The following is a 20,449-nucleotide window of genomic DNA, read 5'->3' on the forward strand; positions in this document are numbered from 1 at the left end:
CACTAGTAAATATTTTAGAGCAAATGAAACTAGGGTTTAAATTAACCGCAGAAAAAATTAAAGAAATAACAGAAATTTGCAGCAAAAAAAAGAACTTTGCGACTTAGTGTCTTCGTGGCAAAAAAACAACGAAAAAACAAAATCGTTTTATATATTTGAAATCAGGATAATTTTTGCATTATTTGCAAAATAAAACAAAATCGACTGAATTAAATTAATTTTATAACAGCAAAACATATATGGCATTTTCAAGTTTATTCCGAAAGAAAACAGTACAGGATATTTTGAAGCAGGTTGCTCAGAATGAATCAGATGGTCATAATGCATTAGGAAAACATTTGACTACCAAAGATTTAACTGCTTTTGGGATAGCAGCCATTGTTGGAGCAGGAATTTTTAGCACGATAGGAAAAGCAAGTGCAGACGGCGGACCAGCCGTTATTTTCTTATTCTTGTTTACCGCTTTGGCTTGTAGTTTTGCCGCTTTTGCTTACGCCGAATTTGCTTCAATGGTTCCGGTTTCAGGAAGTGCTTATACCTATTCTTATGTTGCTTTTGGAGAAATTATCGCTTGGATAATTGGCTGGGCCTTAATTATGGAATATGCCGTTGGGAATATAACGGTCGCGATATCATGGAGCGATTATTTTACCGGACTACTCCAGAGTGGTGGTATTCATTTGCCACAATGGATTCAGATGGATTATTTAACCGCTTCGAACGGATTTAATGATGCCGAAGCTTTAATGCGTGGCGGAAAATCGTTCGAAAATTTAAGTGTTGCTTTACAGCAAGCACATACAGCTTGGACAACAGCACCAACAATAGGATCTTTCCATTTTGTAACCGATTTGCCAGCTTTGTTTATTATCATTTTGATTACGGCTTTGGTTTACAGAGGAATGAAAGAATCTCGTAACGCAAGCAACTTAATGGTTGTCGTAAAACTTTGCGTGGTGCTTTTAGTAATCGCAGTCGGCGTATTTTATGTAGATACAGCAAACTGGGATCCATTTGCTCCAAATGGAGTTGGAGGAGTTCTTAAAGGAGTTTCTGCGGTTTTCTTTGCTTATATTGGTTTTGATGCGATTTCAACAACTGCAGAAGAATGTAAAAATCCCCAAAGAGATTTACCGCGCGGTATGATGTGGGCGATTATTATTTGTACAATATTATACATTGCTATTGCCTTGGTTTTAACGGGAATGGTTAAATATAACGAATTAAATGTTGGAGATCCTCTTGCATTTGTTTTCGATAAATTAAACTTAAAATGGATGTCGGGAATTATTGCTGTAAGTGCAGTAGTGGCAATGGCTAGCGTTTTATTGGTTTTCCAAATGGGACAACCACGTATCTGGATGAGTATGAGTCGTGATGGTTTATTGCCAAAGAAATTCTCTACCGTTCACCCAAAATTCAAAACTCCATCTTTTGCTACAATTGTAACCGGTTTTGTGGTTGCAGTTCCAGCTTTGTTTTTGAATCTTACAATGGTAACTGATTTATGTAGTATTGGAACTTTATTTGCCTTCGTACTTGTTTGTGCGGGAGTTTTAGTATTGCAAAATAAGCCCGAAATTCCGAGAGGAAAATTCAAAACGCCTTATATCAATGCAAAGTTTATTATGCCGGTTTTAATAATTGCAGGATTGTATTATGCATTTGCATTCAACAATAAAGCAACAATGGCTTTTATTAATAATGAAGCACAAATAAACGACGCAACAACTATTATCACTTCTTTAAATAAAGAAGAATCTGCAAAAGTTTTTAGTTATTTAGAAAGTATTGATGTTCATAATAAAACGGCAGAAACATCAGATTTAGAGCATTTATTAAGTCAATATCAAGACGACGATGCTAAATATGCTGAAGTTGTAAAAGGACTTCCAATCAATGATTCTCTAAAATACGAATCAGGTTTTAGTTTATTCAAACACAAAATCCCGATGTGGATTTTCTTATTCGTTTTAGTTGGATTAGCTGTTTGGGCATTTAGAAGAAATCTTTCTTTAATTCCGCTTTTGGGATTAATCTGCTGTCTTTACATGATGGCCGAATTAAGCGTATGGAACTGGATTTACTTTACAATCTGGTTGCTGATTGGTTTATTTATTTACTTTACTTACAGTAGAAAAAATAGTAAACTAAACTTAGGTAATTATTAATTGTGAATTATAAATTATAAATGAAAAAGCCGTTTTGAGAATTATTTCAAAACGGCTTTTTTTTATCGCATTTTTGTCATTTCGACGAAGGAGAAATCTTCGTAAGTAGCTCCGCAACGAAAATCCAATCTTTGTCGAGCTTCTCGTGGAGATTTCTCCTTCGTCGAAATGACAAACAGAAGTTGTTAATCTTGTAAAACTTGTGAAGTTGAAAGCTTTAAAATCCCAAGCTCAACCATACAAGCTCTCATCATTTCATAAGTACGATCAATATCGTTATCCAAACCAATAGAAAAACGAATCAAACCATCAGTCAATCCCATTTCTTTTTGTTCGTCTAACGGAATTTCACTTGAAGTTGAGGTTCCCGGCGCACTGAAAAGGGTTTTATAAAAACCTAAACTTACGGCCAAATATCCTAGATTTCGTTCCTGCATTAATTCCATTAATTCATTGGCTTTTTCCAAAGTTCCAACATCAATTGTCAGCATTCCTCCAAAACCATATTCCGGATTAATCATTGTTTTGTACAATTCATGACTCGGGTGACTTTTTAATCCCGGATAAACCGTTTTCAAACCATCTTTTTCAAATTGATCAGCCAAGAAATGTGCATTATGACTGTGCTGTTTAATTCGGATATGAAGCGTACGTAAATTTTTCATCACACTTGCAGAACGCAAACTATCCATTGTTGGACCCAAAAGCATACTCGCGCCAGAATTTACATTTTTCAGCGAATTAATAAATTCTTTAGACGCACAAGTTACACCGCCCACTGTATCACTACTTCCGTTAATGTATTTTGTTAAACTGTGAATCACAATATCAGCGCCTAATTTTGCAGGAGAAACCGAAAGCGGTGAAAACGTATTATCGACAACCAATTTTAAATTATGCTTTTTAGCAATTTGCGCCAAGCCAGCAATATTAGCTACTTCTAGTAACGGATTACTAACTGTTTCGCAGTACAAAACTTTTGTTTTTGACGTAATTGCAGCTTCAACAGCATTCAATTTTGTGATATCAACGAAACTCGTTTCAATTCCGAATCGAGGTGTGAAATTCTTTAAAAAAGCATAAGTGCCACCATATATAGTTCGGCTAGAAACAATGTGATCGCCCGCGCCACAAAGCTGTAATAGAGTAGGCGTAATCGCTCCCATTCCCGAAGCCGAAACATTCGCCGTTTCTGTGCCTTCCATCGCCGCCAAAGCCTGATCCAAATACAAATTACTTGGCGATGAATGGCGCGAATACAAATAACAGCCTTCCATGTTTCCCTCGAAAGTATCAAACATAGTTTTAGCCGAAAGAAAAGTATAAGTCGAAGAATCAGAAATCGACGGATTCACACCGCCAAATTCACCAAAGTACTGCAAATCCTGAATTTTATCTGCTGGATTGAAGTTTTTCATATAGTTAGTTTTTTGTTTGTTTTGTTTCAAGTTTCAGGTTTCAAGTTCCAACAACCTGAAACTTGAAACCTGAAACAAAATTTTTTAGGAGCTATTTCCTGCTATCCGTTTCAATCTTTTGTGCCTCCCGAAGCCTCGGGACCGGCACAAAAGGATTTCCACTTCTATCAGGGCTAGGGCACGCTTTTTCAAAAGAAATTCTGTTCAAAATAAGATCTAATTAGAAAATTAATCAACTGTAAAATGAATAATTAGATTTTAAATCTATAAAGTTATATTAATTGTGATTTTTAATCTAAATTTGGATTAATAAAGCTCAATCAATAGATTTTCATTCATCTCTTAAAATCAACTAAAAATGACTTTAGACGCCACAGATAAAAAACTCTTGGTTTTGTTACAAACCGATAGTAAAAAAACAACCAAAGAATTATCCTTAAAACTTGATCTTTCGGTTACAGCAGTATATGAAAGAATCAAAAAGTTAGAACGCGAAGGCATAATAAAGAACTATGTAGCGCTAGTTGATAAATCAAAAATCGAAAAAGGATTTGTGGTTTTCTGTCATTTAAAACTTATTCAGCACACTAAAGAATTCCTAACCAAATTTGAAAGCGAAGTCATAAAACTTAATGAAGTTTTAGAATGCCATCATGTAAGTGGCGATTATGATTATATCTTAAAAGTATTGGTAAAAGATATGGAAGCTTATCGCGAATTCTTGGTAACCAAATTAACTTCGTTACAACATATCGGAAGCACGCAAAGTATGTTTATGATTAGTGAAGTGAAGAATTCAACGGTGATTTCTTTTTAAAAAGGCACAAAGATTCAGAGGAGCAAAGGTTCAAAGTTTTTTTTCGGTAGAGACGCACTTTAGTGCGTCTAACAAATGATTAGTTTTTAAGATTTTAAAATAATCTCGTAAAGTAGTAGAGTCTTAAAGTTTGTGTATAAACTTTGCAAATAAAAAAACTTAAATTTGAATTAACTTTTAAAATTATAATAATGGAAGAATGGGAACCAATATCTTTAAATGAGCTCTTTGATGAAATTCAGAAAACAGAAAAAGATTTAGATGGAGAATTGAAGAATTTCTGGGATTTGATTAAAATCGATCCAATAAAATGGGAAGAGAAAGAATATGGTGAAATGGGAGGAGGTTTTTGGGTTGTAGCAATTTGCGGAAACAAAGTTATTTGGTTTAATGATATTGAAGAAGGATTTAATATTTCTAATTATAAGATATTTGGAGAAATTGATGGTTATTGGTGTAATCAGGACGAGATTGCGTGGTCAGTTGCTAGATTGTTTGAACTAGTTAAATTTGGAGGAGATGTTATCGGGCAAGCAGATGGTCCATACAATATTTTATAAATTATAAATTAAGAATTAAGAACTTTAGGTATCTTCGTCTTTGAGAGATAAAAAAATAGAACTTATTGTAACCTTTTGCATACTTTTCGGAAAAATTCGCAACGTAAAAATTTTGTGTCTTCGAGCCTTCGTGGCAAAAAACTTTCACTAAACTTTCACACAAAAAACATTGAAAATTAAACTTCAAACAGAACTTTATTCCTTAATTTTGTAACCGCTAAAATAAAAACAAAATACTATGAGTTCATTTGACGTAGTCATTATAGGTTCAGGTCCTGGAGGATATGTATCAGCAATTCGTTGCGCACAATTAGGTTTCAAAACTGCAATTGTAGAAAAATATAATTCATTGGGCGGAACTTGCCTTAACGTAGGTTGTATTCCTTCAAAAGCATTATTATCTTCTTCTCATCATTATGCTGAAATTGCTCATTTTGCAGATCACGGAATCGAAGTTTCTGGTGATGTAAAGATCAATTTAGAGAAAATGATCGCGCGCAAACAAGCCGTTGTAGATCAAACTGTAGGTGGAATCAACTACTTAATGGATAAAAATAAAATTACTGTTTTCAATGGTTTAGGTTCTTTCGTAGACGCAACTCACATTGCGGTTGCAAAAGCTGATGGAACATCAGAAACTATCGAAGCAAAATATACTGTAATCGCTACAGGATCAAAACCATCTTCTTTACCATTCATCAAAATTGATAAAGAAAGAATTATCACTTCTACTGAAGCTTTAGCTTTAAAAGAAGTTCCAAAACACTTAGTGATTATTGGTGGTGGAGTTATCGGAATCGAGCTTGGACAAGTTTATCTTCGTTTAGGAGCTCAGGTTTCTGTAGTTGAATTCATGGATAGAATCATTCCTGGAATGGACGGTTCTCTTTCTAAAGAATTGACTAAAGTATTGAAAAAACAAGGAATGAAATTCTACGTTTCTCACAAAGTAAAATCGGTTGAAAGAAACGGCGATGCTGTTACAGTTCAAGCAGAAAATGCAAAAGGAGAAACAATTACTCTTGAAGGAGATTATTCATTAGTTTCTGTTGGTCGTCGTCCTTATACAGACGGATTAAACGCTGACAAAGCCGGAGTAAAAATTTCAGACAGAGGACAAGTTGAAGTAAACGATCATTTACAGACTAATGTTCCAAATATCTATGCAATTGGTGACGTTGTTCGTGGAGCGATGTTGGCACATAAAGCTGAAGAAGAAGGAACAATGGTTGCTGAAATCTTAGCAGGTCAAAAACCACATATCGATTACAACTTAATTCCTGGTGTAGTTTACACTTGGCCAGAAGTTGCTGCAGTTGGTCAAACTGAAGAGCAATTAAAAGCGGCTGGAGTTGCTTACAAGTCTGGAAGTTTCCCTTTCAAAGCGTTAGGACGTGCAAGAGCAAGTGCTGACTTAGATGGATTCGTAAAAATCCTTGCTGACGAAAAAACAGATGAGGTTTTAGGAGTTCACATGATTGGAGCGCGTACAGCAGATTTAATTGCTGAAGCGGTAACTGCAATGGAATTCAAAGCTTCTGCTGAAGATATTTCAAGAATGAGCCATGCGCACCCAACTTTCGCGGAAGCGGTAAAAGAAGCGGCATTGGCAGCAACAGAAAATAGAGCAATACACGTATAATTTTTTACGTAAATCATATTTTTTAAACGTCAACTTTAGGGTTGACGTTTTTTTTTAATATAGTTTTATTTAGCAAAAAATATAAGATTTTATGAAGTCCCTACGGGACAGACTCATGGTCGTCTGTTTTGTGTTACCAATATTTAACTCCTAACGGAGATGGACCAAGAAAATTAGTTTTATGTGATGATAGCACAATACAATTGTATTTTTTGAGAATGAAATCTCGGAGAGATTAAATATTGGTAGAAAAATAAATATTTTAGTTTTTTAATTTGTCCCGTAGGGACTAAATATTTATGCGACTGATAGTTATGAAATATTTTGATTCGAAAAATATAAAATCAAAGAAAAATTTTGTAAATTAGATGTGTAATTCTGATGCTATCTTTATCTTATTAAAAAGATAACATTATGAAAAATAGATATATAACTCCGATTCTTCTCGGAGCGGGAATTGCATTTATACTTTATTCTTGCAATGGTTCAAAGATTCCGAAAAAAGCGGTTGCTGTCACCAATTTTGACAAAGCAAAATACTTAGGAAAATGGTTTGAGATTGCAAGATTAGATTACAAATGGGAAGAAAACTTAAACAATGTAACTGCCGAGTATTCGCCGAATGATAATGGCACAATAAAAGTTGATAACAGGGGCTATAATGTCAAAAAAGACAAGTGGGAGGAAAGTATCGGGAAAGCCAAGTTTGTCAAAAAAGACGATGTTGGTATGCTTAAGGTCTCATTTTTTGGTCCTTTTTATGCTGGATATAATGTCATAGCTGTTGATTCAGATTACAAATATGCACTTGTCGCTGGCGAAAATTTAAAATACATGTGGATTCTTTCGCGAGAAACTACTATTCCTGAAAGTATAAAAGCAGATTATCTTATAAAAGCACAGGAAATAGGATATAAAATTTCAGATCTTGTCTGGGTAAAACATGACAAAACAAATTGAAAAAGAAACCCGGCACTTTAAATGGTGTCGGGTTTTTTATTTTAAATTTAATAAGAATTTAAGCAGTAAAGATACTTTTGTAGTTATCCCAATATCTGTAAATCAAAAATAAATTCCCCAGAAATAATAATCCTGCAATTGGCAGACCTTCCGGCGTCAGGAAATAATTGATAAACAAGATATTTACCGTAATAGGCAAGATCAAAATATTAGCTAATGTTACATAACGTCCTGTTACAAATGCAATTCCGCAAAGCAATTCAATTGATTTAGCCAAGGGCATTAAATAAGTAGAAGCCATTAAACCTGTATTAAAGGCTTTAAAATCATTGTTTGTTGCTGGTTCTGCTGGCATTAGATGAAAGAAAAAGCTAATGGAAGCAAAAAGAAGCAAAAGACCAATTAAAACACGGACAATAATAGTAGCAATTTTCATAATACTTAGGATTTTTAAATAAGTTAAAAAATATATATAATTGTGCTGAAAATCGTGTGTTCTGAATACTCTGATAAAATGAAATTAAATTTTTAATGTTATTTTATTGAGGATTTTGCAATCAAATTACTTCGATTTTGGGATAAATTGAATGCTATATCAAATATAACGATTTTTTCATTATTAAATTGCTATTTTATTAACACTTTTCTTATTTCTTTATGTATTTTTTGTAGAGAAGAAATCCACCTAAACCAATTAAGATGAAAGGCCAAAGGTTTAAAAAGAAAACTAAAATTTCCTGCAAAATATACCAGCCGCTTTTCAACGCATCAATAATCTGAATTCCTAAATTGGGCTTGTAATACGCGCTGTCTTTTTCGCCTGCAGTGATTTCTTGTTTTATGGTTTCATTTTGATAAAGTTGTAAAGTAACTGTACTGAAATTAATTTGATCCTGCATCGATAAATTATCAATTGTGCGATTGTCATTAGCTTCTTTTTGATTGGCTAAAGTATTTTCAGCTTCTATAATATCGTTTATTTTTTTGCCTTTAGAATCAATTGCTTTTTCGACTCTTTTTTCAGAAACAGTGCTTCTTTTTTGCGAAAGCTGATTGGCAAGCAATTTTAATGAAACATCATCGGCTTTGATAACTCTGAAATCTAAAAAGTCAATTTGCTTGGCAATACTTTTAATTACGGTATCAAGTTGCGTATTGGGAACGCGAATAGTAATATTATTTTCAACAGAATATTTAGTAGTTTCTAAAGTGCTGTCTTGGCTAATTTTGGTTTTAATCTGATCGTGAATATTACTTTGAAGATTAGTATAAGTAACAAAACCTCCAAATTTTACCACAGCATTTTCAATTGCATAAGTTGATTTGACGACATTTTTTACCTTGAATTTTATATCAGCAGTTCGAATAAATTTTTGTTTGCTGTCTTTCTTTTCGACCGCTGCCGATGAGGATACGGCTGTACTGTCTGTTAAAACTGCGGTGTCTGCGGCTGCTTCGGCAGAATTGTAATCTGCTTTTTTACAAGAAAATAGTAATGCGATAATCATCAAGGAAGTCAATCCTAATTTTGCAATTGTTTTCATAAAGGTTTTTAAAATTTGATTAATGAATAGCTTATTTACTCGATGTAAATATGTTTTTGTTTAAAATTGAATGAGTAATTTTTTAATCAAATGGCAAGAAAAGTTTTAATAATTAGCACTAATTCGATATACTAAAAAGTGTGCCAATATTTTTTCGGGATTACTTTATCGAAGGATTTTTTTTGTCGTAATTTTGAAGTCTAAAATTTATACTTTTTTGAGAGTTTCAATTCATAAACAAATTTCAAATCCAGAGCAGTTTAAACAACAGCTTTTAAGCTGGTCACAGCAGTTTCGGGAGATTGTTTTTCTAGACAGCAATTCGTACCCGCAGGAATATTCAAGTTTCGATTTTATCTTGGCGGTCGACGCTTTTACTTCTTTAAAAACCGATTTCCAAAATGCTTTTGATGATTTAAAACAATATCAGCAAACCACTAAAGACTGGCTTTTTGGTTATCTTTCGTATGATTTAAAAAATGATGTTGAAGATTTAAAATCGGATAATTTTGATGGATTAGATTTTCCTGATTTGTTTTTCTTTCAGCCAAAAAAAATATTCTTATTAAAAGGCGACCACCTTGAAATTCAATATTTATTGCTTTGTGATGATGAAGTAGAAGATGATTTTGATGAGATAGTCGAAAGTCAAAAGTCAAAAGTCGAAAATTCTGGATCTTTAAAGATTGAACAGCGCATTTCCAGAGATTCTTATATTGAAAAAGTAAATAAAATGCTAGAACATATTCACATTGGAGATATGTATGAAGCTAATTTTTGTATGGAATTCTTTGCTGAAAATACTGCGATAAATCCATTAGAAAAATTTCAGAAACTAAATGAAATTTCACAAGCGCCGTTTTCGGTTTTCTTTAAAAATCACAAGCAATATTTGCTATCAGCCTCTCCGGAAAGATATCTGAAGAAAATAGGCGAAAGAATAATTTCGCAACCTATAAAAGGAACTTCAAAACGATCTGTGGATCCTGTTGAAGATGAAAAATCAAAACAATTTCTAGAATCAGATTCAAAAGAAAGAGCTGAAAATATCATGATAACCGATTTGGTTCGGAATGATTTATCACATACCGCTCAAAAAGGCTCTGTTGAGGTTGTCGAGCTTTGCAAAATCTATTCTTTTCTGCAAGTTCATCAAATGATTTCGACGATAACTTCAAAAGTTGATCCTCAATATTCGCCAGTTGATGTTTTAAGAACAACTTTTCCAATGGGAAGTATGACAGGAGCGCCAAAGATTTCGGTAATGAAAATTATTGAAAATTTAGAAGAAACCAAACGCGGTTTGTACAGCGGAGCAGTTGGTTATTTTACTCCCGAAGGTGACTTTGATTTTAATGTAGTAATCAGAAGTATTTTATACAATCAGGAAAATAAATATGTTTCATTTTCTGTCGGAAGTGCAATTACAGCGCTTTCAGTCCCAGAAAAAGAATACGAAGAATGTTTGCTGAAAGCCAAAGCAATGCATGAAGTTTTGCAATGATTTTTTTGTTTCTCGCAGATTATGCAGATTAAATTTTAAATTTAGAAATAAATAAAATCTGCGTAAATCTTTTCAAGAGTTAAAACAATCAGCTCAATCTGCAAAATCTGCGTGAGAAAATATTAGCTCAATTCGTGGCAAAGAAACCTCACTTAACATTTCATTTAAAAATAGATCGAATTTAATTTTTTACTTTTATCAGATGTTTTCAAAATTTCAAAGCCATATCGTTTCTAGATTTCCATTCTTAGCCGAAAAAAAGCTTTTTTTAGCGGTTAGCGGAGGATTGGATAGCATGGTTTTACTGCATTTGTTTCAGCAATTGCCTTATGAAATTGCGGTTTTGCATTGTAATTTTCAACTTCGGGGATTAGAAAGTTTTGGTGATCAGGAATTTGTTCAGGATTATTGCAATCAAAATAATATTCCGTTTTTTACCACTCAGTTTGATACTAAGGCTTTCGCCGAAGATTATAAATTGTCGACGCAAGTTGCTGCAAGAGAGCTTCGTTACAGCTGGTTTTATGAGTTTTTAGAAGAAAAAAACTTCGATTATATTCTGACAGCACATCATGCCGATGATAATTTAGAAACCTTTATTATCAATTTGACACGCGGAACAGGTTTGGATGGATTAACCGGAATTCCAGAAGAAAATGACCGAATTATTCGTCCGCTTTTGCCTTTTTCGAGAGAAGAAGTTCTGAAATATGCGGAAGAAAATAAAATCGAATGGCGAGAAGACAGCAGTAATGCATCAAACAAATACCTTAGAAATAAAATTCGTCATGATTTAATTCCGATTTTGAAAGAAATAAATCCGAACTTTTTGGATGCTTTTCAAAAAACACAATCGTATTTGCAAGAATCAAAAGAAATGGTTGAAGATGCTTCGATTATGATTTATCAGCAAGTGGCAAAAGAGGATGGAGAAGATATTCATTTCGATTTGAATCAGCTTAAAAAATTACCCAATTATAAATCGTATTTGTACCAATGGCTGAACGAATTTGGATTTTCGGCATGGAAGGATGTTTATGATTTAGTCGAAGGTCAATCAGGAAAACAAGTCTTTTCGGAGGAATTCAGATTGCTGAAAAATCGAGAAACATTGATTTTAAATCCGATTTCTGAAACTTCAGAAAAAGAAGAATTTGAGATTGCAGAAAACGATACAGACGTTAATTTTCCCTTAAAATTGAGACTTTGTAACGTAGATCACATAGCTATAGATTCAAAAGAAGTTATATTTGTTGACGCCGAAAAAATCCGCTTTCCGCTCGTTTTACGTAAATGGAATGAAGGAGATGTTTTTCATCCGTTTGGAATGCAGGGAAAATCTAAAAAAGTGAGCAAGCTTTTTAAAGACGAAAAATTATCACTCATCGAAAAGGAAAAAACTTGGATTTTATGTTCAGAAAATCAAATCGTCTGGGTTGTTGGCATTAGGCAAGATGAACGATTTAAAATAGAAAATACCACAAACAAAATACTTAAAATAGAACTGCAATAATGAACTTTAATCAATACCGTCAAGCGATAACGCTAAAAAATGTCTGGAGTAAATCTCTTTTATTTTTACTGTTTTTTCTTTTTTCTTTTGCAAAAAGCAACGCTCAAATTTTAGAGCCAGTAAAATGGACTTCGAAAATTGAAAAGAAAGCTGGAAACAATGCCGTATTAATTTTTGACGGAACGATTGAAAAAGACTGGCATATGTATTCGCAATTCACGCCAGAAGGCGGTCCGCTTGCACTGGAAATCGCGTTTAAAAACCAAAAAGGAAATTACGAATTAGTTGGAAAAGCTAAGGAAGGAAAAACCAAAACAGCTTTTAACGATGTTTTTGGTGTAAACGAAACTTTTTTTGAAGGAAAAGCGCACATTGAACAAGAAATTAAAATCATCAACCCGAATTTAAAAACGGTTGATGTTGATTTCGATTTTCAGGTTTGTAAAGAAGTTTGCATCAATTCAAATAAAAAATTCTCGATTGCTATTCCGTCGACTTTCAATATGGAAGCTGTTCCGGCAATAACGGAGGCGAAAAAAGATGAGACAAAAGTTACTGGAATCGCTGTAGATACAATTGCAAAAGCAACAGATACGGCAAAAGTTCAAGTAGTAAAATCGAATGTTGAAGAACCAGTCTCAAAAGAAGATATACCGGCACCAGCTCCAACTAGAAGTTTGTGGTCGATCTTTTTCTTTGCTTTTTTAGGTGGTTTTGCTGCTTTATTTACACCTTGCGTATTCCCAATGATTCCAATGACTGTGAGTTTCTTTACAAAACAAAGTAAAAGCAGAGCAAGAGGAATTAGAAACGCTATTATTTATGGATTATCAATCATTGCTATTTATGTGATTTTAGGATTAATTGTAACTAAAATATTTGGTGCCGATGCTTTGAATGCATTGTCCACAGATGTTTGGTTTAATCTTATTTTCTTCGTGATTTTAATCATTTTTGCTGTTTCTTTTTTAGGAGCATTCGAAATTATGTTGCCAAATTCATGGGCAAACAAAGCAGATCAACAGGCAGATAAAGGCGGAATTGTTGGAATATTATTCATGGCTTTAGCATTGGCAATTGTATCCTTTTCTTGTACAGGACCAATTGTAGGGACATTATTAGTTGAAGCGGCTTCAAATGGAGGAATTGCTCCGGTTGTTGGAATGTTAGGATTTTCTTCTGCATTGGCTTTGCCTTTTATGTTATTTGCATTGTTTCCAGGATGGTTGAATTCATTGCCAAAATCTGGTGGTTGGTTAAATACAGTAAAAGTTGTTTTAGGATTTTTAGAATTGGCATTGGCATTCAAATTTTTATCAAATGCCGATTTAGTTTTGCAATTACATTTCTTGGAAAGAGAGGTTTTCTTAGCGATTTGGATTGCTATTTTTGGAGCTCTCGCATTCTATTTATTCGGAAAAATTACCTTGCCACACGATAGCCCGACTAATCATATTTCTGTTGGAAGATTATCATTAGGATTACTTGTTTTAAGTTTTACAATTTATATGATTCCAGGATTATGGGGAGCACCTTTAAAATTAATCAGTGCTTTTCCGCCACCTCAAACTTACAGTGAAAGTCCGCTTGGATTTGGAGGTTCTGGAAACGGAACTGCTGTAACTTCAGATGTAAAAGGTTTGCCAGAAGGAGCAGAGTTAGGTCCGCACGGAATTATGGTTTTTCATGATTATGAAGATGGATTAGCTTATGCAAAATTGGTTAATAAACCAATTATGCTTGATTTTACAGGATACGCTTGTGTGAACTGTAGAAAAATGGAAAACAATGTTTGGTCAGATTCAACGGTCTTACCAATCTTAAAAAATGACGTTGTTTTGATTTCGCTTTATGTTGATGATAAAAGAGAATTGCCTAAAAAAGAGCAATTTGTGACTAAAGCCGGAGATGAAATCATTACAGTAGGAGATAAATGGACCGATTTTATGATTTCAAGATATAAAACAAATACGCAACCTTTGTATGTTATTACAGATTTAGAAGGTAATAACTTGAACAGTTCAAAACCTACAATTAGTTATGTAAGTACTGAAGAATATTTGCATTGGCTGAAAGAAGGAATAGCGAATTTTAAATAAGGTATTTAGTTATGAATTATGAGTTATGAGTTATGAGTTTTGGAAAAGACTAAATCTACAATCTAAAATCTACAATAAACAAAAATCCCTCTAAGCTAACTTAGAGGGATTTTTTATGAAGGCAAAAAGAGGAAAATCTTTTTATTATAAGTATTCTCCGTGTTGAGAGATATCTAAACCTAATTCTTCTTTTTCTTCAGTAACTCTTAGAGGAGTGATTTTGTTTACAATGAAGAATAAAGCGTAAGAAGCTCCAAAAGCAAAGATTGATACGATAACTAATGCTTTTAATTGTATTAAGAATAAAGTAGCATCACCAAAGATTAAACCTTGATTGTCACCAACAATTGAGTTTACGCTTTTAGAAGCAAATACTCCAGTTAAAAGCATACCTACCATACCACCAACACCGTGACAAGCAAATACATCAAGAGCATCGTCGATTTTTCCTTTAGGGAATTTGCTTACTACAAGATTACTGATTACAGCAGCAATAATACCAATTGCTAATGCGTGAGGAATACTTACGAAACCTGCAGCAGGAGTAATTGCTACCAATCCTACAACAGCTCCAATACAAGCTCCCATTGCAGATAATTTGTGTCCTAATATTTTATCAAGGAAAACCCAAGCCATAGCAGCAGAAGCGGCAGCGATTGTAGTTGTTCCTAAAGCTTGTGCGGCAAGACTGCTTGCTCCAACTGCAGAACCTGCATTGAAACCAAACCATCCAAACCATAATAAACCTGTACCTAATAATACATAAGTAATTCTAGCAGGATTTACTTTTTGAACTTTACGTTTTCCTAAGAAAATTGCTCCAGCCAAAGCAGCCCATCCAGCACTCATGTGTACTACAGTACCACCAGCGAAGTCAAGAACTCCCCATCCAAAGAATAATCCATCAGGATGCCAAGTCATGTGACATAATGGAGCGTATATGAATAAGATAAATAAAACCATGAATAATAAGTAAGCCCAGAAACGTACACGTTCTGCAAAAGCTCCTGTAATTAATGCTGGAGTAATGATTGCAAATTTTGCTTGGAATAAAGCAAAAAGAATCATCGGGATTGTTGGAGCTAATTCCCACGCCGTGTTTGCGCTTACTCCCTGAAAAAATATATTTGAAGAAGGATCTCCTATAAAACCGCCTATAGAAGGTCCAAAACATAATCCGAATCCAATTACTACCCAAAGAACTGTTACAATTACCATTGCCATGAAACTTTGAAGCATTGTGCTGATTACGTTTTTCTTGCCTACCATACCTCCGTAGAAAAATCCTAATCCTGGAGTCATTAATAATACAAAAGCTGTTGCAACAACCATCCATGCTGTATCACCCGTGTCTAATTTTAATTCGACAACATGAGCGCCTAATGTTTTTGATTCAGTAACAAATGAGATAGAAAAAATAGATAGTAACAAAATCGTGATGAGGATCACACTTAAAATAATTTTTCGCATAGTTATTTAGTTTTAAATTTTTTATAAAAGTATAAAATGAATTGATACCCCTATAAAAAATAGAGTCTAATGTTTAATTTTTGTTAATTTTTAAATTTGACCCCCTAAATTTTGCGTGTATATCTTAAAAAAGACTTAAATTTCACAATTTATTAAAGTTGAAATGAGCAAATTGGGTAATTTCTGCAAAATGTGATGAAAAAAAGATAATATTATTCTTAAAATTATGATTTTTTCTCTTCAAATAATCAATTGAGTGTTTAAATTGTTTGGTTTGAATAAAAAACGGCATCAATTGAATATTTCAAAAGATGCCGTTTTTTACGAAAATTAAGTTCTTATTTCTGACCGAACTTTTCTTTGAATTTTCTATTCAGTTTATTTTGGAAAGTATCTAAATTGATTAATCTTCCTTGAATAAAAGCAGTTGTCAATTTGTTTGTTCTCATGTCTAAAGCATCACCTTCAGAAATAAACAAAGTAGCGTCTTTGCCAGTTTCTAATGATCCGCAAGTAGCATCAACACTTAATAATTTTGCAGTATTTAGTGTGATAAGCTGTACCGCAACTTCTTTGTCTAAACCAAAAGCGGCACAAGTTCCTGCCAAGAAAGGTAGGTTTCTAACGCTCATACGCTCATGATCACCACTGTTTTCTAAACCAACAACAATACCTTTATCAGTAAGTATTTTTGCCATTTTATAAGGCAGGTTTACATCTTGATCAGCGCTTGTTGGCATATCGTGAACACGTCTTAAAAGAACTCCCACATTATATTTTGATAATTGAGCTGTTGCTTTGTAAGCTTCAAATCCGCCAACGATTACAATCTTTTTGATTTGATTGTCTGCCGCTAATTGGATCGCATCAACAATCTGCTTTTCTTCATCAGCATGAATATAAAGCGTTTGAGTTCCATCAAATAAACCTTTTGTAGCTTCTAGAACAATGTTTCTTTCTTTAGGAGTTGTTTGATTATAGGCTTTAGCATTGATTAAAAAAGCGTTGATTTCTTCAGCCTGTTTTGGATAATCTTTGTTTGGCTCAATAATTCCAGGTTCAAACCAAGATCCAGATCTTTTAAAACTAGAAGGGAAATTCAAATGAATTCCGTCATTTTCTTTCATAATTGCATCTTTCCAGCTCCAAGCGTCTAATTGTACAATTGACGAAGTTCCAGAAATTGTGCCGCCACGTGGTGTAACTTGAGCTACTAAAACGCCGTTTGGACGAACTGTTTCAACTACTTTCGATTCAGAGTTATAAGCAATAATACTTCTAACATTTGGGTTGAAAGTTCCAATTTCTTCTTGATCGTCAGATGATTTTACAGCATCAATTTCAACTAATCCTAAAGTTGTATTGGCAGCAATAAATCCCGGATAGACATGTTTTCCAGAAGCATCGATAGTTGTATCATAAGCATCAGCAGCAAGTCTGATGGTTGTTGCATCGGCTACTAAAGTAATTTTTCCGTCTTTAAAACCAATTGCACTGTTTTGAATTACTTTCCCGTTACCTAAGTGTGCAGTAGCATTTAAAATCAAAACCGATTTAGATTGCTTTGGCGCCGGAATTTGCTGTGCATTTATTTGTACAGAAGCACAAAATAACAACAGCAGTTTATATATGTTTTTATTTATCATGTTGTCTCTTTTTATCATTATGAATTTTCTAAAGCTCTTATAACTGTTCTAAAGTATCACAGTGATATTCTTTTTTCTCTTTTCTTGTTGGTGCCTGAGTGCTGTTTCCTTTGTTTTTTTCTTGCAGCATTTGTCCAATCAATTGGTTTCTTTCTTTAGTAATGTCCACCTGTTTTTGAGCATCTTTTTCGATATCAAAATAAACTACACCTTCAATAATTGTTTTTTCAGCTTTAGCATAAATAGACAATGGATTTTCGCTCCATAAAACAACATCGGCATCTTTACCCACTTTTAAACTTCCAACTTTATCATCAATATGTAATAATTTCGCAGGGTTTAAAGTGACAAATTTCCAAGCATCTTCTTCAGATACATTCCCATATTTTACAGCTTTTGCCGCTTCTTGGTTTAATCTTCGAGACATTTCGGCGTCATCAGAGTTGTACGCAACTACTACGCCTTCATTGTGCATAATTGGTCCGTTGTACGGAATTGCATCATTAACCTCAAATTTATAAGCCCACCAATCAGAGAATGTTGAAGCTCCAACGCCGTGTTCTTTCATCTTGTCAGCTACTTTGTAACCTTCTAAAATGTGAGTGAAAGTATTTACTCTAAAGTTGAATTTCTCAGCAACATTCATCAAATTCAATATCTCTGACTCTACATAAGAGTGACAAGTGATGAAACGCTCTTTGTTTAAAATTTCAGCAAGAGTTTGTAATTCTAAATCAACTCTTGGCGCTTTTCCTTTTTTATTTCCAGCGTTGAATTTTTTCCAGTTTTCGTCATATTCTTTTGCCAATTGGAAATAATCTGTGAAAACTTGCTCAACTCCCATTCTGGTTTGTGGGAAACGAGTTGGATTGTCAATTCCCCAGTTTGCTTGTTTTACGTTTTCACCCAAAGCAAATTTGATAAACTTAGGCTGATTTTTGTATAACATTTCATCTGCAGCAGAACCCCATTTCCATTTTACAATTGCAGAACGTCCGCCAATTGGGTTTGCAGAACCGTGTAATAATTGTGAGATAGTAACTCCTCCCGCAAGATCTCTATATATATTAATATCTTCAGAGTTTACAACATCCTGAATCGTAACTTCGGCAGTAGAGTTGTGACCGCTTTCGTTTACACCTTTAGAAATTGCAATATGCGAATGTTCGTCGATAATACCGCTTGTAATGTGTTTTCCTTTTGCATCGATTACAGTGGCACCTGCATCAGAAAGATTTTTTCCGACTGCAGCAATTTTTCCGTTTTTAATCAAAACGTCAGCTTCTGTCAAAATTCCTTCTTTTTCATTCGTCCAAACTGTAGCATTTTTGAATAATAAAGTCTGAGCAGTTTGTTTTTTAGTATCACCAAAAGCAACGTTTGGATACGTTACAGGCATAATTGGGTTTGGTTTTTCTGGTTTTACAGTATCTTTTACAGCAACAAATGGGCTTGTTTTTACTGCATTCCAAACTAATTCATCTCCGTTTGATAAAACCGCTTTTCCAGACAAAGCATCTGCTTTTTCAATAAAACCAGTTAAACGGGTAAAGTTTGATTTAATAGTATCTGCTGGTTTAATTACAAGAGAAACCCAGTTTTTAGCAATTGCAAAAGTGCTTTTTACTTTTTTAGCATCAACAGTTGTAACTTCAGATTTTTGAGCTTCTGCAGTTCCGTCAATTTTCCATTTGTACGTATCTTTACCAACTGTTAAGTCGTAATTTCCGCGGATATCTTTTGCATTAATATCATTCACAATAAATTTACTTCCTTGAACCCAGTTTTCGAATAAAACCGTTTTCTCGTCAAAAACTTCTCCAGAAGTAATAATAAAGTTCGCATAACTTCCTGTTTTCAAACTTCCTACTTCGTCGCTTTTTCCTAAAATAGCAGCTGGAATTGTAGTTAAAGCTTCTAAAGCTTTTGTTTTATCAAAACCGTATTTTATTGCTTTCAATAAATTAGGTTTAAAGTCTTCGATTTTCTTTAGTTTGTCTGTAGTCAAGGCAAAAACAACTCCGTTATCAGAAAGCGCTTTTAAGTTTGTTGGCGCTTGATTCCAGAAACGCATATCAGCCAATTCAATTTGGTTTGACAAGTACGGATTTGAAACATCATAAGCATCTGGAAAACTTATAGGAATAATGAATTTTGCATTTGTAGCTTTGATTTCTTCAATTCTTTCGAATTCATTCCCGCTTCCTTTCAACACGTAGTTTAAACCAAATTCTTTTGCAATTTTTGAAGCTCTTAAGCTGTTCAATTTATCTTCTGATGCAAAAATCTGAACCAATTTTTCATTGCTTGCTAATGCTTCTAATGATAAATCTTTAGTGTCAGAATTTCCTTTTTTGTACCAGTCCAAATCCAAATACATTTGACGAAGCAAAGCCATCATTCCCATTAAAGAACTTGGATATTGCTGATTTGTCAAGGCACTTCTGCTAAAAGCAAAGTGATTCGTTAATTTATTTGAAATGATTTGTTTCGAGTTGTTTTCGTTGTTTAATGCAACTAGAGCTCCAGATCCCTGAGCAATTCCGTCAGTCACGTGAGTTCCAACAACACCAAAACCAGCTTTCAAAAACTCATCTGCTTTTGGCTGATCGTATTTAAACGTTTCATAACCGTTTACTTCAGGTCTTACACTTTCGTTCCAGTAAAAACCAGTTCTTTTTGTGTCATAAAGTGGGTTACGGCGTCCTGGAGTTACATTTGATTTTGGTTTTTCAATTCCAAAACTGGTATAAATATCAATAAATGATGGGTAAATTGTTTTTCCTGTCAGATCAATTGTGATGCTGTTTTTAGGAATTGTAACATTTGTTCCAACAGAAATTACTTTGCCATCTTGGATAAGTAAAGTTCCTTTTTCGATTTTTTGAGTTGGAGTTACATAAATAGTGGCATTTGTAAAAACAGTGTAATTTTTACTTTTGTTGTGCACACTTTCATTAACAGGAAAATAGTCTTGAGCATACGTTTTTGTTAAAAAAACGCTCAAAAAGAGTAGTAGTAGGGCTTTTTTCATATGGTATTTGCTAATTTGTTGCTAAAAATATGAAAATATGTTAGATAAGTTTTAATTTTTTAAAATGTTTT

General features: G+C 33.8%; 14 protein-coding genes. 8 read left to right on the forward strand and 6 right to left on the reverse strand.

All coding sequences use genetic code 11. The features are described 5' to 3' along the window. The first annotated feature begins 239 nt into the window (after nucleotides 1–239). Entirely contained in the window at nucleotides 240–2,171 is a 1,932-nt protein-coding gene (locus RB619_RS00230) for an amino acid permease (protein ID WP_308092566.1), read from the forward strand. A gap of 185 nt (nucleotides 2,172–2,356) precedes the next feature. Here RB619_RS00230 and RB619_RS00235 read toward each other — a convergent pair whose 3' ends face one another. Next, nucleotides 2,357–3,589: an aminotransferase class I/II-fold pyridoxal phosphate-dependent enzyme gene (locus tag RB619_RS00235; RefSeq protein WP_308092568.1), complete on the reverse strand. Its 1,233-nt coding sequence runs from the start codon at nucleotides 3,587–3,589 to the stop codon at nucleotides 2,357–2,359. A 358-nt stretch (nucleotides 3,590–3,947) separates the two neighbouring features. Between RB619_RS00235 and RB619_RS00240 the strand changes: the two genes are divergently transcribed. The 4 genes from RB619_RS00240 (at nucleotide 3,948) to RB619_RS00255 (ending at nucleotide 7,568) form a co-directional block, all read left to right on the forward strand. Next, on the forward strand, nucleotides 3,948–4,406 hold the full coding sequence (locus tag RB619_RS00240) for an Lrp/AsnC family transcriptional regulator (protein ID WP_012024199.1): 459 nt from the start codon (nucleotides 3,948–3,950) through the stop codon (nucleotides 4,404–4,406). A gap of 191 nt (nucleotides 4,407–4,597) precedes the next feature. Beyond that, nucleotides 4,598–4,966 carry a hypothetical protein gene (locus tag RB619_RS00245; protein WP_308092570.1) on the forward strand — a complete coding sequence of 123 codons (369 nt, stop codon included), beginning with the start codon at nucleotides 4,598–4,600 and terminating at the stop codon, nucleotides 4,964–4,966. Between the two features lie 238 nt (nucleotides 4,967–5,204). Next, complete coding sequence (gene lpdA / locus RB619_RS00250) at nucleotides 5,205–6,608, forward strand: dihydrolipoyl dehydrogenase (RefSeq protein WP_035649234.1); 1,404 nt, start codon at nucleotides 5,205–5,207, stop codon at nucleotides 6,606–6,608. Nucleotides 6,609–7,022: 414 nt separating this feature from the next. Then, nucleotides 7,023–7,568, forward strand: a complete 546-nt coding sequence (locus RB619_RS00255; protein WP_308092574.1) for a lipocalin family protein — start codon at nucleotides 7,023–7,025, stop codon at nucleotides 7,566–7,568. A 58-nt stretch (nucleotides 7,569–7,626) separates the two neighbouring features. Here RB619_RS00255 and RB619_RS00260 read toward each other — a convergent pair whose 3' ends face one another. Both RB619_RS00260 and RB619_RS00265 read right to left on the reverse strand, forming a co-directional pair. After that, the gene (locus RB619_RS00260; RefSeq protein WP_035649228.1) at nucleotides 7,627–8,004 is read right to left on the reverse strand and encodes a DoxX family membrane protein; all 378 of its coding nucleotides are present in this window, start codon (nucleotides 8,002–8,004) and stop codon (nucleotides 7,627–7,629) included. Between the two features lie 211 nt (nucleotides 8,005–8,215). Beyond that, a complete protein-coding gene (locus RB619_RS00265; protein ID WP_308092577.1) occupies nucleotides 8,216–9,112 on the reverse strand; it encodes a DUF4349 domain-containing protein in 897 nt (298 codons plus the stop codon). A 217-nt stretch (nucleotides 9,113–9,329) separates the two neighbouring features. Here RB619_RS00265 and RB619_RS00270 point away from each other — a divergent pair, with 217 nt between their 5' ends. The 3 genes from RB619_RS00270 to RB619_RS00280 all read left to right on the forward strand — a co-directional run bounded on the left by RB619_RS00270 (nucleotide 9,330) and on the right by RB619_RS00280 (nucleotide 14,228). Then, on the forward strand, nucleotides 9,330–10,616 hold the full coding sequence (locus tag RB619_RS00270; RefSeq protein ID WP_308092579.1) for an anthranilate synthase component I family protein: 1,287 nt from the start codon (nucleotides 9,330–9,332) through the stop codon (nucleotides 10,614–10,616). A 202-nt stretch (nucleotides 10,617–10,818) separates the two neighbouring features. Next, nucleotides 10,819–12,129, forward strand: a complete 1,311-nt coding sequence (gene tilS / locus RB619_RS00275) for a tRNA lysidine(34) synthetase TilS (protein ID WP_308092581.1) — start codon at nucleotides 10,819–10,821, stop codon at nucleotides 12,127–12,129. After that, nucleotides 12,129–14,228 carry a cytochrome c biogenesis protein CcdA gene (locus RB619_RS00280; RefSeq protein WP_308092583.1) on the forward strand — a complete coding sequence of 700 codons (2,100 nt, stop codon included), beginning with the start codon at nucleotides 12,129–12,131 and terminating at the stop codon, nucleotides 14,226–14,228. The genes tilS and RB619_RS00280 overlap by 1 nt, the downstream gene beginning before the upstream one ends. A gap of 144 nt (nucleotides 14,229–14,372) precedes the next feature. Here RB619_RS00280 and RB619_RS00285 read toward each other — a convergent pair whose 3' ends face one another. From RB619_RS00285 to RB619_RS00295, 3 genes are all read right to left on the reverse strand, one after another. Further along, nucleotides 14,373–15,698, reverse strand: coding sequence for an ammonium transporter (locus RB619_RS00285; protein ID WP_308092585.1), 1,326 nt, complete (start codon nucleotides 15,696–15,698; stop codon nucleotides 14,373–14,375). Nucleotides 15,699–16,036: 338 nt separating this feature from the next. Continuing rightward, complete coding sequence (locus RB619_RS00290) at nucleotides 16,037–17,344, reverse strand: amidohydrolase (protein WP_308092587.1); 1,308 nt, start codon at nucleotides 17,342–17,344, stop codon at nucleotides 16,037–16,039. Nucleotides 17,345–17,381: 37 nt separating this feature from the next. Next, complete coding sequence (locus RB619_RS00295) at nucleotides 17,382–20,378, reverse strand: amidohydrolase family protein (protein WP_308092589.1); 2,997 nt, start codon at nucleotides 20,376–20,378, stop codon at nucleotides 17,382–17,384. Nucleotides 20,379–20,449: the final 71 nt, after the last annotated feature.

The sequence above is a fragment of the Flavobacterium sp. LHD-80 genome (genome assembly GCF_030929605.1).
Taxonomy (GTDB): Bacteria; Bacteroidota; Bacteroidia; order Flavobacteriales; family Flavobacteriaceae; genus Flavobacterium.